12 protein-coding genes are annotated in these 12,768 nt (G+C 69.7%); 7 read left to right on the top strand and 5 right to left on the bottom strand.

Annotated features, from left to right (window positions below):
- The first annotated feature begins 84 nt into the window (after nt 1-84).
- Nucleotides 85-2,136, top strand: a complete 2,052-nt coding sequence (locus FB464_RS09680; RefSeq protein WP_116414052.1) for a M3 family metallopeptidase — start codon at nt 85-87, stop codon at nt 2,134-2,136.
- Nucleotides 2,137-2,244: 108 nt separating this feature from the next.
- Here FB464_RS09680 and FB464_RS09675 read toward each other — a convergent pair whose 3' ends face one another.
- The gene (locus FB464_RS09675; RefSeq protein ID WP_116414053.1) at nt 2,245-2,679 is read right to left on the bottom strand and encodes a ribosomal maturation YjgA family protein; all 435 of its coding nucleotides are present in this window, start codon (nt 2,677-2,679) and stop codon (nt 2,245-2,247) included.
- A 16-nt stretch (nt 2,680-2,695) separates the two neighbouring features.
- Nucleotides 2,696-3,382: a DUF3515 family protein gene (locus tag FB464_RS09670; RefSeq protein WP_116414054.1), complete on the bottom strand. Its 687-nt coding sequence runs from the start codon at nt 3,380-3,382 to the stop codon at nt 2,696-2,698.
- Nucleotides 3,383-3,525: 143 nt separating this feature from the next.
- On the opposite strand from FB464_RS09670, the gene FB464_RS09665 reads away from it, so the two are divergent.
- Complete coding sequence (locus FB464_RS09665; RefSeq protein ID WP_246093178.1) at nt 3,526-4,644, top strand: thiamine-phosphate kinase; 1,119 nt, start codon at nt 3,526-3,528, stop codon at nt 4,642-4,644.
- 125 nt (nt 4,645-4,769) lie between these two features.
- Nucleotides 4,770-5,087 carry a DUF7882 family protein gene (locus FB464_RS09660; RefSeq protein ID WP_116414055.1) on the top strand — a complete coding sequence of 106 codons (318 nt, stop codon included), beginning with the start codon at nt 4,770-4,772 and terminating at the stop codon, nt 5,085-5,087.
- Nucleotides 5,088-5,213: 126 nt separating this feature from the next.
- Here FB464_RS09660 and FB464_RS09655 read toward each other — a convergent pair whose 3' ends face one another.
- The 3 genes from FB464_RS09655 to rsmD all read right to left on the bottom strand — a co-directional run bounded on the left by FB464_RS09655 (nt 5,214) and on the right by rsmD (nt 8,208).
- Nucleotides 5,214-6,899 carry an MDR family MFS transporter gene (locus FB464_RS09655; protein WP_116414056.1) on the bottom strand — a complete coding sequence of 562 codons (1,686 nt, stop codon included), beginning with the start codon at nt 6,897-6,899 and terminating at the stop codon, nt 5,214-5,216.
- Nucleotides 6,896-7,516 carry a TetR/AcrR family transcriptional regulator gene (locus FB464_RS09650; RefSeq protein WP_116414057.1) on the bottom strand — a complete coding sequence of 207 codons (621 nt, stop codon included), beginning with the start codon at nt 7,514-7,516 and terminating at the stop codon, nt 6,896-6,898. The genes FB464_RS09655 and FB464_RS09650 overlap by 4 nt, the downstream gene beginning before the upstream one ends.
- Nucleotides 7,517-7,626: 110 nt before the next feature.
- Nucleotides 7,627-8,208 carry a 16S rRNA (guanine(966)-N(2))-methyltransferase RsmD gene (gene rsmD / locus FB464_RS09645; protein ID WP_116414058.1) on the bottom strand — a complete coding sequence of 194 codons (582 nt, stop codon included), beginning with the start codon at nt 8,206-8,208 and terminating at the stop codon, nt 7,627-7,629.
- A 52-nt stretch (nt 8,209-8,260) separates the two neighbouring features.
- Here rsmD and FB464_RS09640 point away from each other — a divergent pair, with 52 nt between their 5' ends.
- From FB464_RS09640 to cofC, 4 genes are read left to right on the top strand one after another with little or no spacing between them, the layout of a single operon-like run.
- Nucleotides 8,261-10,561, top strand: a complete 2,301-nt coding sequence (locus tag FB464_RS09640; RefSeq protein WP_116414059.1) for an ATP-dependent DNA helicase RecG — start codon at nt 8,261-8,263, stop codon at nt 10,559-10,561.
- Between the two features lie 25 nt (nt 10,562-10,586).
- Nucleotides 10,587-11,072 carry a pantetheine-phosphate adenylyltransferase gene (coaD, locus tag FB464_RS09635; RefSeq protein WP_116414060.1) on the top strand — a complete coding sequence of 162 codons (486 nt, stop codon included), beginning with the start codon at nt 10,587-10,589 and terminating at the stop codon, nt 11,070-11,072.
- Between the two features lie 33 nt (nt 11,073-11,105).
- A complete protein-coding gene (locus FB464_RS09630; protein WP_246093000.1) occupies nt 11,106-12,011 on the top strand; it encodes a coenzyme F420-0:L-glutamate ligase in 906 nt (301 codons plus the stop codon).
- On the top strand, nt 12,011-12,655 hold the full coding sequence (gene cofC / locus FB464_RS09625; protein ID WP_116414061.1) for a 2-phospho-L-lactate guanylyltransferase: 645 nt from the start codon (nt 12,011-12,013) through the stop codon (nt 12,653-12,655). The genes FB464_RS09630 and cofC overlap by 1 nt, the downstream gene beginning before the upstream one ends.
- The last annotated feature ends 113 nt before the right edge of the window (nt 12,656-12,768 follow it).

Here is a 12,768-nt window from a genome sequence, read left to right as displayed (position 1 = left end):
GCTACGCTCGCTTCGGCGAGGCTGGCCAATCGGCAGGTGACCCTTGCGCTCGGGCTTCTGGATGCTCGTCGTAGGCTTCAGGGCATGAGCAATCCGTTCTTCGAACCCAGCCCGCTGCCCTACTCGCTGCCCGACTTCGGGGCGATCCGCGACGAGCACTACCGGCCCGCGTTCGAGCGGGGTCTGGCCGAGCATGAGGCGGAGATCGCGGCGATCGTGGCGGTTCCGGATGCTGCGACCTTCGAGAACACGATCCTCGCCCTCGAGCGTGCAGGGCAGACGCTGGCCCGCGTCTCGACGGTGTTCTACAACCGCGCCTCGGCCGACAGCAGCCCGTTCACGGATGCGCTCGAAGAGGAGCTGGCGCCGGTTCTCGCCGCGCACTCGGACCGGATCCGGCTCGACCCCGTGCTGTTCGCCCGGGTTCGGGCCGTGTGGGAGGGGCTGTCCGGTGCTCCTGCCGACGCGGCCGGTACCGCGCTCGACGCGGAGGCCCGCTATCTCGCCTGGCGGTACCACTCCGACTTCACCCGGTCCGGCGCGGGCCTCGGCGACGCCGACAAGACGGCACTCCGGGAGTTCAACCAGACACTCTCCACGTTGACGACCCGGTTCGAGAAGAACCTGCTCGCCGACACCAACGACCTCGCGGTCGTGGTCGACGACGTCGCCGAGCTCGACGGGCTCGACGCCGGGCAGCTGTCCGCGGCATCCGAAGCCGCCCGCGACCGGGGACTCGAGGGATCGTTCGTGATCACGCTCGTACTCCCGACCGGGCATCCGTACCTCGCCACCCTCACGAACCGTGCCCTCCGTGAGCGGATCATGGCCGCCTCCCTCGCGCGCGGACGCCGCGGCGGTGCGTACGACAACCGCGAGCTGGTGCTGGAGATCGCCCGCGTGCGGGCTTCGCGGGCGGCGCTCCTCGGCTTCGACTCGCACGCCGCTCTGGTGACGTCGGGGCAGACGGCCGGGACGCCGGGCGCCGTGGCGGGAATGCTCGGGATGCTCGCGGGCCCCGCAGCGCGAAACGCCCTCACCGAGCAGGCAGCGCTGCAGCGCCAGGCCGGAGACGCCTTCGAGATCGCCGCGTGGGACTGGGCCTTCCTCAGCGAGAAGGAACGCAAGTCCCGTTACGACATCGACACCTCAGAGATGCGCCCCTATTTCGAGGCGGAGCGGGTGCTTCAGGACGGCGTGTTCTGGGCGGCGAACCGGCTCTACGGGGTCACCTTCACCGAGCGTCCCGACCTCGTGGCGTACCATCCGGAGGCGCGGGTCTTCGACGTCCGGGACGAAGACGGTTCGGAGGTCGGCCTCTACCTTCTCGACCTGTACACCCGCGATTCGAAGCGGGGCGGGGCGTGGATGAACTCGCTCGTCGCCCAGAATGCCCTCCTCGGGCATCCTGCCGTCGTCACCAACAACCTGAACGTGCCGAAGCCCGCTCCCGGCACACCGACGCTGCTGACCTACAGCGAGGTCGGCACCCTCTTCCACGAGTTCGGGCATGCGCTGCACGGGCTCTTCGCGCGGGTCACCTATCCGAAGTTCGCGGGGACGCGCGTGTACCGCGACTTCGTCGAATTTCCGAGCCAGGTCAACGAGATGTGGATGCTCTGGCCCGAAGTGCTCGCGAACTACGCCGTGCACCACCAGACCGGCGAGGCGATGCCCGCGTCGTTCGCAGCCCGCCTGCAGGAGTCGGCGGCGTTCAACCAGGGCTTCGAGACGAGCGAGTACCTGGCAGCCGCGCTGCTCGACCAGGCCTGGCACACGCTCGGGGCGGAGGAATCACTGCGCGAGGTCGCGGCCTTCGAGACTGCAGCGCTCGCGGCCGTCGGGCTCGACAACGCCGCTGTGCCTCCGCGCTACTCGAGCACGTATTTCGCCCACACGTTCTCGGGAGGCTACGACGCCGGCTACTACTCGTACATCTGGAGCGAGGTTCTGGATGCCGACACGGTCGAGTGGTTCCGCGAGAACGGCGGGCTCACCCGGGCGAACGGGGACCGCTTCCGCGCGCTCCTGCTCGGGGTCGGCGGGTCGAAGGACCCACTGGAGGCGTACGCCGAGTTCCGCGGGCGGGCCGCGGAGATCGGCCCGCTGCTCGCGCGCCGCGGGCTGGCGGAGTAGGGGCGCGCTCGGGCCGGGAGCGCGGCACTCGGCCTGCGCGCGCACGAACGGACACGGACTCGGCACACCGAGCGACTCTGGGTCGAGGTTCGCTGCAATCGTTTCCGATCACGTGTGCCGGGACCGCCGAACCGTCAGAGCCGAAGCGTCGAGCGCAGTGATCACCACGATCCCGGCGGCGTAGGCGAGGAGGTCGACCGGCGAGAAGGTGCTCCCGAGCAGGAGCGCCGCGGCTGGAAAGCCGGCGCTGATGCTCTGCGGAACGCCGGTGAGCTGGAAGCATTCGACGGCCGCGCAGAGCCCGAAGGCGATGGCGCCGACGCGCACCGAACGGAGCCGGGGCGCGATCGCGGCGACGACGAGATACACGAGCACGGCGTAGAGAGCGTCGCCGGCGAAGTCTGCGGCCGCCCCGGACGCTCCGAAATGCACACCAAGCCCCACACCGATCGTCAGGAGGGCCGCGACCGCCAGTGCGAGTCTCCGGCGACGTCTGACCGGTCGACTGCTGCCCGGATCCGGGGTGGCAGGAGGGCGATCCATGGGGAGCGAGGAGGCGTCAGTTGGCCGGGGCCGGTGGAGTCGTCTCGATGATGAACGGTGCGCCGGAGTCCGACGGTGCCAGCGTTGCGGCGTCGGTGCCGGCGGGGCCGGTTGCGGGGTCTGTGCTGGAAGGGTCCGTGCTGGTGGGGTTCGTGCTGGTGGGGTCCGTAGCCGAGCCGGTCGCCGAGCCGCTGCCGGCCGTGCCGAGGACGTCGTCGGGGTTCGTGCACACCGAAGTCTGCGGGATGGCCGCGACAGCGCTCTGCAGGTCGATCAGAACAGTGGTGGCCGAGACGGCATTCGAGTCGACGATCACCTGGGTCGCGGGGCTCCGGCCGAAGGTGGTGTAGGTGTAGCTGGGCTTCTCGGAGTCGTCCTCGATCCACTGGATGCTCTGACCGGTCTGGCTCGACGTGTTGCCGATGTCGAGGCAGGGGAGGGTGGTGGGCCCATACTCTGCCACGCCGCAGCGGAGCAGTACGGCGGCGGGCGATCCCCAGGCTGCGGTGGCCTGCGCGTTCGTCTCGCGGCTGGTTTCCTCGGCGACCGTCGTGGGCAGCCGCACCATGACCTCGGCGCAGCCGGGGTCGGTCGCACCGGCGGCGGGTTCGAGCGCCACGGTCGGGGCGCAGCCGGTGATCGCGGCGACGACGAGGGCGGCGAGGGCGGCCCCCGGAACCAGGAGGCGTTTACGGGGAAGCATCACCAACAGGTTACCGTTGAGCCGTGGACACCCGTGGGGCAGACCCTCAGCTTTCGCGCGAAGACGCGTCCGAGATCGGCCCTGCCACGGGTGCTGCCGACACGGGTGCTGCCGACACGCGTGCTGCCGACACCCTCGCCGTCGTGGGCGAAGTCGCCGCCCTGGCGCGGATCTTCCCGCGACTGCCGAACGCCGACGCGGCGCTCATCGGCCCGGGCGACGACGCGGCAGTGGTCGCGGCGCCGGATGGCCGGTTCGTGGTGACGACGGACACGATGATCCACGGACCCGACTTCCGGCTCGCCTGGTCGACCCCGCACGACCTGGGGTGGAAGGCCGCGGTGACGAACCTCTCCGACGTGGCCGCAATGGGAGCGACGCCGAGCGCCCTGGTCGTGGCGATCGCCGCCCCCCTCGACACCCCGGTCGCTCTCCTGGAGGGCATCGCTGACGGCCTCCGCGACGCCTGCGCGGCGATGTCACCCGGCACCGGCGTGGTCGGCGGAGACCTGTCGGTGTCGAACACCCTTGTGCTCGCGGTGACGGCCTTCGGCGACCTGGGCGGACGTTCTCCGGTACTGCGGTCGGGGGCGCGGCCGGGAGACCGGGTCGCCGTGGCGGGAGCGCTGGGCCTCGCGGGCGCCGGCATCGCCCGGCTGTTCGCCGCCGCTCAGTCGGACCAGGGAACGGCGGAAACCGAACCAGTCGCCGAACAGCCAGTCGCGAAACGGCCAGTCGCCGACCAACCGGTCGCCGAACAACCAGTCGTGGAACGGCCGGGCGGCGCGCGTCACCCTGACGCCGCCCTCGGGCGGGCGGTGCGCGCCGCTCACCCCGCCATCGTGGAGGCGCAGCTCGCCCCGGTCTCGCCTCTCGGGGCCGGGCGGTCGGCCGCCGAGGCCGGTGCCACCGCGATGCTCGACGTGTCTGACGGGTTGGTGCTCGACGCGGGGCGTATCGCCTTGTCGAGCGGGTGTTCTCTCGAGTTGTTCCATGACGCCATCGAAGCCGAGGGGCGGGCCCTGCGGGAGCTCGACAGCACGATCGGTGCAGAAGCCGAGGATTTCGTGCTCTGTGGAGGAGAGGATCACGCGCTGTTGGCGACGTTCCCTCCGGGAGCGGAGTTGCCGGCGGAGTTCCGCGTGATCGGTGAGGTGCGGGCAGGGCAGGACGGGCATCCGCTGGTCACCATCGGCGGCAGGCCCTACGTCAGACCCGGCGGCTGGGATCCGTTCGACGACTGGAACGGCGCTGTCGGCTGACGTCGACTGGCCTCGGCCGGAGCGCCCTGTCGAGGAGAACGTCGGCGGGCAGATTATGCTGGCAAACTGTACGGGCGCGTTCATCAGGGGGATGCGTGATCAGGCTGAACGGAGCAACCGCGGGTATGGGCAAACTGATCTATGGATCCCCCGGCGTGGAGATCGAATTCGATGACCGGGTGCTCGCCCACCTGCGCGTGGTCATCGTGACGAAGCTTCGTCGGGCGGAATCGTTCACGATGCAGTACGCGTACGGCCCCGAATCGGCTGCCGGCCACGCCTCCCTGTGGCTGCACCCGTCGATCCCGCTGCAGTTCAAGTTCTACGGCAGCAAAGAACCGGTGCTGAACCGGGCCTGGATCGAAGCTCTGATGGTCGGCGCGAGCAGCACCGTGGGCCTGCATCTGCTGCCCGAACCCGATCCGTCGAACCTCCCGCACTAGGGCCACGCCCGAGCCCTCGCCAGACCCCACCTGCACACCACAGAGAAGGCCCGACCTTCCCGTTCGTGCGGCTCAGGCGTCGAAACGCAGCGCAAACGGGAGAGTCGGGCCTCCGGGGGGAGTGGCTCAGTGCCTGGGGGCGGAGACCACTTCGGTGTCTGCATCCACCCCGGTGTCGGCGAGCCGCGTGTGCGACGCCCCGTCGATCTCGAGTGAGGCTGTCGTAACCGAGGCTGCCGTAACCGACGCTGCGGCAACCCCTGCAGGCGCCGCATCCCGGTCGAGCGTCGTCGCCAGCGGCTTCTCCTGCACGAAGAGCAGCAGCACCGTCGCGACGAGCACCAGCGGCACCATGTAGAGGAACACCGGCGTCAGAGCGTCGTTGTACGAGCCGACGATGATGTCGCGCACCGCCGACGGCAGGCTCCGCACCAGGTCGGGCGTGAACGAATTGCTGCCACCGGCGTTGCCCGCACCGGCGGGCAGGCGCTCGGCCATCAGCGACGTGAGCTTGGCGACGAACAGCGACCCGACCACAGCGGAACCGAGGGAGGCGCCGATCTGGCGGAAGTAGTTGTTCGACGCGGTCGCCGTCCCCACCTCACGCAGCGGGAACGAGTTCTGCACGATCAGGATCAGGATCTGCATGCACATGCCGAGCCCGATGCCCATCACGGCCAGGTAGGCGCAGATGATCCAGACGGGCATCCCTGCGGTCATGGTCGACAGCAGCCCGAGTGCGACGGCCGTGATCATGGTGCCGAGGATCGGCAGGAACTTGTAGCGACCCGTGCGGCTGACCAGCTGGCCCGACCCGATCGAGGTGACCAGCAGCCCCGCCATCAGCGGAATCAGCAGGAGCCCGGCCTGGGTGGCGTTGGCGCCGGTGACCATCTGCAGGTAGGTGGGCAGGTAGGCGAGAGCACCGAACATCGCGATGCCGATGATGAGACCGGCGATCGTGGTGAGGTTGAAGTTGCGGTCCTTGAACAGGTGCGGCGGCATGATCGGTTCCACAGCCCGGCGCTCGACCATGATGAACGCAATGGCGGCCACGATGGTTCCGACGATCAGCCCGATGATGATGGGCGAATCCCAGTCGTAGGTGTTGCCGCCCCAGGTCGTGGTGAGCACGAGCCCGGTCGAGGCGAATGCGAGCAGGATCATGCCGGCGAAGTCGATACGCGGCTTGGCCTCGGAGCCCTTCGGCAGGTGCAGGAACATCACGGCTGACAGGATCGCCAGGATGCCCAGGGGGATGTTCATCCAGAAACCCCAGCGCCAACCGGGACCCTCGGTGAACCAGCCGCCGAGGAGCGGTCCGGCAACCGACGACAGCGCGAACACGCCGCCCATGATGCCCATGTACTTGCCGCGTTCGCGGGCGGGCACGACGTCGGCGATGATCGCCTGCGAGAGGATCATCAGGCCACCGCCACCGAGGCCCTGGATGGCGCGGCCGACGATGAGCTGGCCCATATCGGGTGCCAGCCCGCCGACCACGGAGCCGAGGATGAACAGGCTGATCGCCGCGATGAAGAGGCCCTTGCGGCCGATGAGGTCGCCGAGCTTGCCGTAGACCGGCAGCATGATGGTGGAGGCGAGGATGTACGCCGTGGTGACCCACAGCATGTACTGGACGCCGTTGAGCTCGCCGACGATGGTCGGCAACGCGGTGCTGAAGATGGTCTGGTCGAGCGAGGCGAGCAGCATGGTGACCATCAGGCCGGCGAAGACCAGCAGGATGTTGCGTCTGGTTGCCGGGTTGGCCGCCGGTGTGGCGGCGATCTTCGGCGTGGTTGCGGTACTCATTGGATGTTCTTCGTTACCTCTCTGACGAGCGAGATCGCTCGTGGTTCAAGCAGTTCGGGGGAGGGAGTGCTGCCGGCGGCGATCCACTCCTTGATGGCGATCCGCACGCCGCTGCCGCAGAGCGCGAGCAGCATCTCGGGGTCGGTGCCCCGCCGGGACGGATCGGGATCGCTTTCGAGAATGTCGCGGACGGCCGCGACCAGTTGATCTGCCATCCGTGTCATCTGCGTCACCTGCCGGGAGAGCAGTTCGGGATGGTGCTGGATGATCGACAGCCGTTGTTCACGGAGATCCGGAGCCGAGACCATCGGTCCCATCACGGCCAGCAGCAGCCGCACGACGGACTTCACGAGATCGTCTCCGACCGAGGGTCGGCCATGCGCTGCGATGGTCTCGGCCATGACCGCCGTATCGCGTACGCCGATGACCGCGTCTTCCTTGCTGTCGAAGTAGTTGAAGAACGTGCGGGGCGACACGCCGGCCGCCTCGCTGATCGCGTCGACGGTGGCCAGGGCGAGACCGTCACGGAGCGCCAGGCTGACCGCGGCACGCTCGAGGCGCGCGCGGGTCTCGAGGCGTTTGCGGTCACGCAGCCCGAGTTCGGCGGAAGGATTCATAACTGCAACTTTACGCGCCGTGCAAAGTTACGCAAGTGCAAACTTGCAGGAGTGCAGTAAAAACTCAGGCTCGAGGCGGTTTCTGAGAGGTCTCAGATCCGGCCCTCACCTCAGGTCGTCGTGAGCCACCACAGCGTCGTCTCGCCGTAGTCCTTCCGCCGGTCGAGAACAAGCGTCGGCGGCAGCGTCGGTTCGGGGGAGCGGGAGGCGCGTTCGACCACGATCACGGCATCGGGCGTCACCCGGGAGCCGAGCATCCGGAGCCCCTCGGCCAGTTCGTCCTCCGCCAGATCGTAGGGCGGGTCCACGAAGACGATGTCGAACGTCGACACGGTCGCTGCGAGGAAGTGCGCGACCGACTGGGTGGCGACGTGGATGCGCGGCTTCTGTCCGCCCCGCGGCCCCGCGCCGGCGGCCGCCTTCTGGATGACCGCCGCATTGCTCTTCGCGACGCGGGCGGCCCCGGGGTTCTTCTCGACCAGTGTGATCTCGGCGGCGCCCCGGCTGGCGGCTTCGAGCCCCAGCGCTCCGGATCCGGCGTACAGGTCGAGCACGGCCGAGCCGGTCACGATGCCACGCGCTTCGAGGGCGGAGAAGATGGCCTCGCGCACCCGGTCGCTGGTCGGGCGGGTGCCGGCCGGGGGAACGGCGAGCCGCTGGGATCCGGCGAATCCGGCGATGATGCGGGTCATTCGAGAAACCCTAGCGCCCCCGGCTGTCGGGGGTGACGCCTAGAATCGGCGTATGCAAGCGGCGGAAGGCTCATCCGGCGGCAGGGCGAGCCGTGCCGCAGCGGCCCTCGCCGCGCCCATCGACCCCGACATCGCGAAGGTTCCGCCGTCTCCCGGCGTTCCGCGCGGCAGCGCGACGCTCGATTCGAAGGTCGCCGCGATCCTCGGCGGCCGCACGGCGGGTGCGCTGCAGAAGGCGTTCGGCATCAGCACGGTGGCCGACATGCTGGCCCACTTTCCGCGCCGGTACGCCAGGCGCGGCGAGCTGACCGCGCTCGACGAACTCCCGAAGGGCGAGACCGTCACGATCGTCGCCGAAGTGCGTTCGGTGTCGGAGCGCAGCATGAAGGCCCGCCGCGGCTCGATCCTCGAGGTCTCGATCTCCGACGGCCACGGCATCCTCTCCCTCACCTTCTTCAACCAGTCCTGGCGGGCACGGGAGCTGAAGCCCGGGGTGCGCGGAATCTTCACCGGCAAGGTCTCCGACTACCGGGGCGCACTGCAGCTCGCGCATCCCGACTACGAGCTCTTCGACGACCTCACCCTCGACGCCGGCTCGGCTTCCGCGAAGAAGTGGGCCGAGATGCCCATCCCCATCTATCCGGCGAGTGGTTCGATGGCGAGCTGGCAGGTGCAGAAGTCCGTCGAACTGGTTCTGGATGCCCTGGGCGCTGTGGGCGATCCGGTGCCCGTCGACGTGCGGAGCGAACGCGGGCTCGTCGACTTCCGTACCGCGCTCGAACTCGTGCACCGTCCGCAGAAAGACGCCGACTGGAAGCGGGCGCGGGATGCCCTGCGGTACCAGGAGGCGTTCGTGCTCCAGATGGCGCTGCTCGAACAGCGGCAGGCCGCGCATGCCCTGAAGGCCGTGCCGCGGGTGCCGAAACCGGGCGGCTACCTCGAACGTTTCGACCGCGCCCTCGCCTTCACGCTCACCGGCGACCAGCAGCTCGTCGGCAGCGAGATCAGCGCCGACCTCGCCCGGAGCGAGCCGATGAACCGGCTCGTGCAGGGGGAGGTGGGTTCGGGCAAGACCCTGGTGGCGCTCCGGGCGATGCTGGCCGTCGCCGACTCGGGCGGGCAGGCAGCGCTTCTGGCCCCGACCGAGGTGCTCGCCTCGCAGCACCTCCGGTCCATCGTGCGCACGCTCGGCCCCGACCTCGCCGCCGAGCTGGTGCCGACCCTCCACACCGGGCAGCTCCCCGTCGCCGCCCGGCGGAAGGCCCTCCTCCGGATGGTGTCGGGGCAGGCGAAGATCGTGATCGGCACCCATGCCCTGCTGAGCGACAACGTGCAGTTCTACGACCTCGGCCTGGTCGTCGTCGACGAGCAGCACCGGTTCGGGGTCGAGCAGCGTGAGACGCTCCGCGCGAAGGGCGCCCAGCCGCCGCACGTGCTGGTGCTCACTGCCACGCCGATCCCGCGCACCGTCGCGATGACGGTGTTCGGCGACCTCGACATCTCGACGATCAGCGAACTTCCGGCCGGGCGGCAGGGCATTTCGAGTTTCGTGGTGCCGCTCGCCGAGAAACCCGGCTGGGTGCCGCGCATCTGGGAGCGTACAGCGGAGGAGCTGGCGCTCGGGCGGCAGGCCTTCGTGGTCTGCCCGGCGATCGATCAGGCCGTCGTGGAGAACGCCGACGACCTCGTCGGCGACGACGCTGACGGGGCTGACGGGGGCGGGGCAGAAGCCAAGCGCCCGCTCGCCGCCGTGTCGGCCGTCCTGGTCGACCTCCGCGCCAACCCCCTCCTCGCGAAGGCGCACATCGAAGCCCTGCACGGCCGCATGACGGGCGAGGAGAAAGACCGGATCATGCAGTCCTTCGCCGCGGGCGAGATCGATGTGCTCGTGGCCACCACCGTCATCGAGGTCGGTGTCGACGTGCCGAACGCCTCCACCATGGTCGTTCTGGATGCCGAACGGTTCGGCGTCTCCCAACTGCACCAGCTCCGGGGGCGCGTCGGGCGTGGCGGTGTGCCCGGCCTCTGCCTGCTCGTGACGAACGCTCCGCTCGAAACGCTCGGCCGCGAGCGGGTGGATGCCGTCGCCTCCACCCTCGACGGCTTCGAGCTCGCCCAGATCGACCTCGAGCTCCGCCGCGAGGGCAACGTGCTCGGCAGCAACCAGTCGGGCGGCCGGTCCTCCCTCCGGTTGCTGAGGGTCGTCAGCGACGGTGACCTCATCGGCGAGGCGCGGCAGGCGGCCGCTGAAGTGCTCGAAGCCGATGCCGGGCTCGCCGGTCATCCGGAGCTGAGAGCTGCCCTCGCACGCCGACTCGACGAGAACGACCGTGCGTTCCTGGCCAAGAGCTGACATCGCTTCTTGGTAACCTGAACGCATGAGCACCATTGCGGTCGTCCCCGGTTCGTTCGATCCGGTGACCCTCGGCCACCTCGACGTGATCGGTCGTGCCGCCGGCATCTTCGATCAGGTGCACGTGCTGGTCGTGCACAACCCCGACAAGTCGGCCCTGCTGCCGATCGCCCAGCGCGTCTCCCTCATCCAGCGGGCGATCGTCGATGGTGGCCTGCCGGGCAATATCGTCGTCACCTCGTGGAGCGTCGGGCTGCTGGTCGACTACTGCGTCGAGGTCGGCGCGAAGGTGCTCGTGAAGGGCATCCGGTCGCAGGTCGACGTGGCCTACGAGACGCCGATGGCCATCGTGAACCGCAACCTCTCGGGCGTCGAGACGGTCTTCCTGCTGCCCGACCCGGCGCACGCGCACGTGTCGAGTTCCCTGGTGCGCCAGGTCGCCGGCCTCGGCGGAGACGTCGCACCCTACGTGCCGCAGGTGGTCGCCGAGTTCCTGCAGTCCCCGCGCTGAGCGTGCCGGCCGCTGGGAATGCAGGGTCCTGCCATGCCGGTTCCTGAGCTGCCGACCGCCGGCATGACGATGATCCAGGTGTATGCCGTCGCGGGCATGGGCGAGGTCGTGGCGGGAGATTCGCTCGACGAGCTCATTGCCGACGCTCTGGCGGGGCAGGGGCTCGACGTCGAAGACGGCGACATCCTCGTCGTGACGAGCAAGATCGTCTCGAAGGCCGAGGGGCGTTCGGTGCGGGCGGATGACCGGGAAGACGCGATCACCGCCGAGACCGTGCGCGTGGTCGCCACCCGCACGCACCCCGGGGGTGTGACCCGCATCGTCGAGAACCGTCTGGGCATCGTGCAGGCCGCGGCCGGGGTGGACGCGAGCAACACCCCCGCCGGCACCGTCCTGCTGCTGCCTGTCGACCCCGATGCCTCGGCCCGGCGGCTGGCCGCCGCACTCCGCGAGCGGCTCGGAGTGCGGGTGGGCATCCTCGTGTCCGACACTCTCGGGCGCGCCTGGCGGGAGGGCCAGACCGATGCGGCCATCGGCTCAGCAGGTGTGCTGGTCGTCGATGACCTGCGTGGGGGCGTCGACAGTTTCGGGCAGACCCTCGAGGTCACTCAGATGGCGGTCGCCGACGAGATCACGGCTGCCGCAGATCTGGTGAAGGGCAAGGCGAGCGGGATGCCCGTGGCATTGGTGCGCGGGCTGTCGGCCTTTGTCGTCGAGACGCTCGACACGCCGGCGAGGGCGCTGACCCGCACCGGGCCGACCGACATGTTCCGGCTCGGGACCGACGAAGCGCTCGCCGAGGGGCGGGCTGCAGGGTTCGCCGAGGGGCGCGCTGCCGGCTACGCCGAGGGGTTCGAGGCCGGGCGCCGGGCCGGTCTGGGTGGTCACTCTGGTGGGGCCGATCCGTCTGGTGTGGCCGGCCCGGCCGTGCATCCGTGATGCAGTGGAGCGTCGTCGTTCCCGTCAAGGGAACGGACCTGTCGAAGTCCCGGCTCGCGGAACTGCCCGCGACGGTGCTGGTGCGCCGGCGCCTGGCGCTCGCCTTCGCGCTGGACGCCGTCGGCGCTCTGTCGGCCTCTGCGCTGGTGGGGGAGATCATCGTGGTGACGAGCGACCCCGAGTCGGCGGCTGCGCTCGCGGAGCTCGGCGCACGCATTCTGGCGGATCCTGGTGAGGGGCTGAACGTCGCCATTGCGACCGGCCTCACCGAGGCGCGACGACGTCACCCCGGAGCGCCGGTCGCAGCGATCACCGCCGACCTCCCCTCGCTCACCACCGCAGACGTCGACAGCGCGTTGCGGGCCGCCGCCGAGCATCCAGCCGCCTTCGTCGCCGACTTCGAGGGTGTCGGCACGACCACGATCACCGCGCGGCCGGGTGTTTCGTTGGTTCCGCAGTTCGGGATCGGATCGGCGGCGGCGCACGCGGCGGCCGGCCTTGTGCCGCTCGAGGTGCCGCTCACCTCGACTCTCCGTCGTGACGTGGACACGCCGTCAGACCTCTCGTCCGTCGATGCGACCGCCGGAGAGCACACCCGGCGGGCATTGCGCGCGGAGGGACCCACCGCGGCGGACGCCGGCTGATGAACTGAGATATAGTCGACTCTGGAGTTCGGCCCGCCGGGCTGGACCGACCCGAGTGGAGGTGACACCGATGGGAACCATGAAGCCCACGCCGCGACCGTAGTCGCACACGT

Origin of the sequence: Subtercola boreus, assembly GCF_006716115.1 — a bacterium.
Taxonomy (GTDB): Bacteria; Actinomycetota; Actinomycetes; order Actinomycetales; family Microbacteriaceae; genus Subtercola; species Subtercola boreus.
This window is presented reverse-complemented; position numbering and strand designations above follow the sequence as displayed.

Excerpts from the sequence above, each read along its gene's own strand:
- FB464_RS09680 (WP_116414052.1), top strand. The coding sequence starts at position 85 with ATGAGCAATCCGTTCTTCGAACCCAGCCCGCTGCCCTACTCGCTGCCC.
- FB464_RS09675 (WP_116414053.1), bottom strand. The coding sequence starts at position 2,679 with ATGGATCGCCCTCCTGCCACCCCGGATCCGGGCAGCAGTCGACCGGTC.
- cofC (WP_116414061.1), top strand. The coding sequence starts at position 12,011 with ATGCAGTGGAGCGTCGTCGTTCCCGTCAAGGGAACGGACCTGTCGAAG.
- rsmD (WP_116414058.1), bottom strand. The coding sequence starts at position 8,208 with ATGACCCGCATCATCGCCGGATTCGCCGGATCCCAGCGGCTCGCCGTT.
- FB464_RS09650 (WP_116414057.1), bottom strand. The coding sequence starts at position 7,516 with ATGAATCCTTCCGCCGAACTCGGGCTGCGTGACCGCAAACGCCTCGAG.
- FB464_RS09640 (WP_116414059.1), top strand. The coding sequence starts at position 8,261 with ATGCAAGCGGCGGAAGGCTCATCCGGCGGCAGGGCGAGCCGTGCCGCA.
- FB464_RS09655 (WP_116414056.1), bottom strand. The coding sequence starts at position 6,899 with ATGAGTACCGCAACCACGCCGAAGATCGCCGCCACACCGGCGGCCAAC.
- FB464_RS09670 (WP_116414054.1), bottom strand. The coding sequence starts at position 3,382 with ATGCTTCCCCGTAAACGCCTCCTGGTTCCGGGGGCCGCCCTCGCCGCC.
- FB464_RS09660 (WP_116414055.1), top strand. The coding sequence starts at position 4,770 with ATGGGCAAACTGATCTATGGATCCCCCGGCGTGGAGATCGAATTCGAT.
- FB464_RS09630 (WP_246093000.1), top strand. The coding sequence starts at position 11,106 with ATGCCGGTTCCTGAGCTGCCGACCGCCGGCATGACGATGATCCAGGTG.
- coaD (WP_116414060.1), top strand. The coding sequence starts at position 10,587 with ATGAGCACCATTGCGGTCGTCCCCGGTTCGTTCGATCCGGTGACCCTC.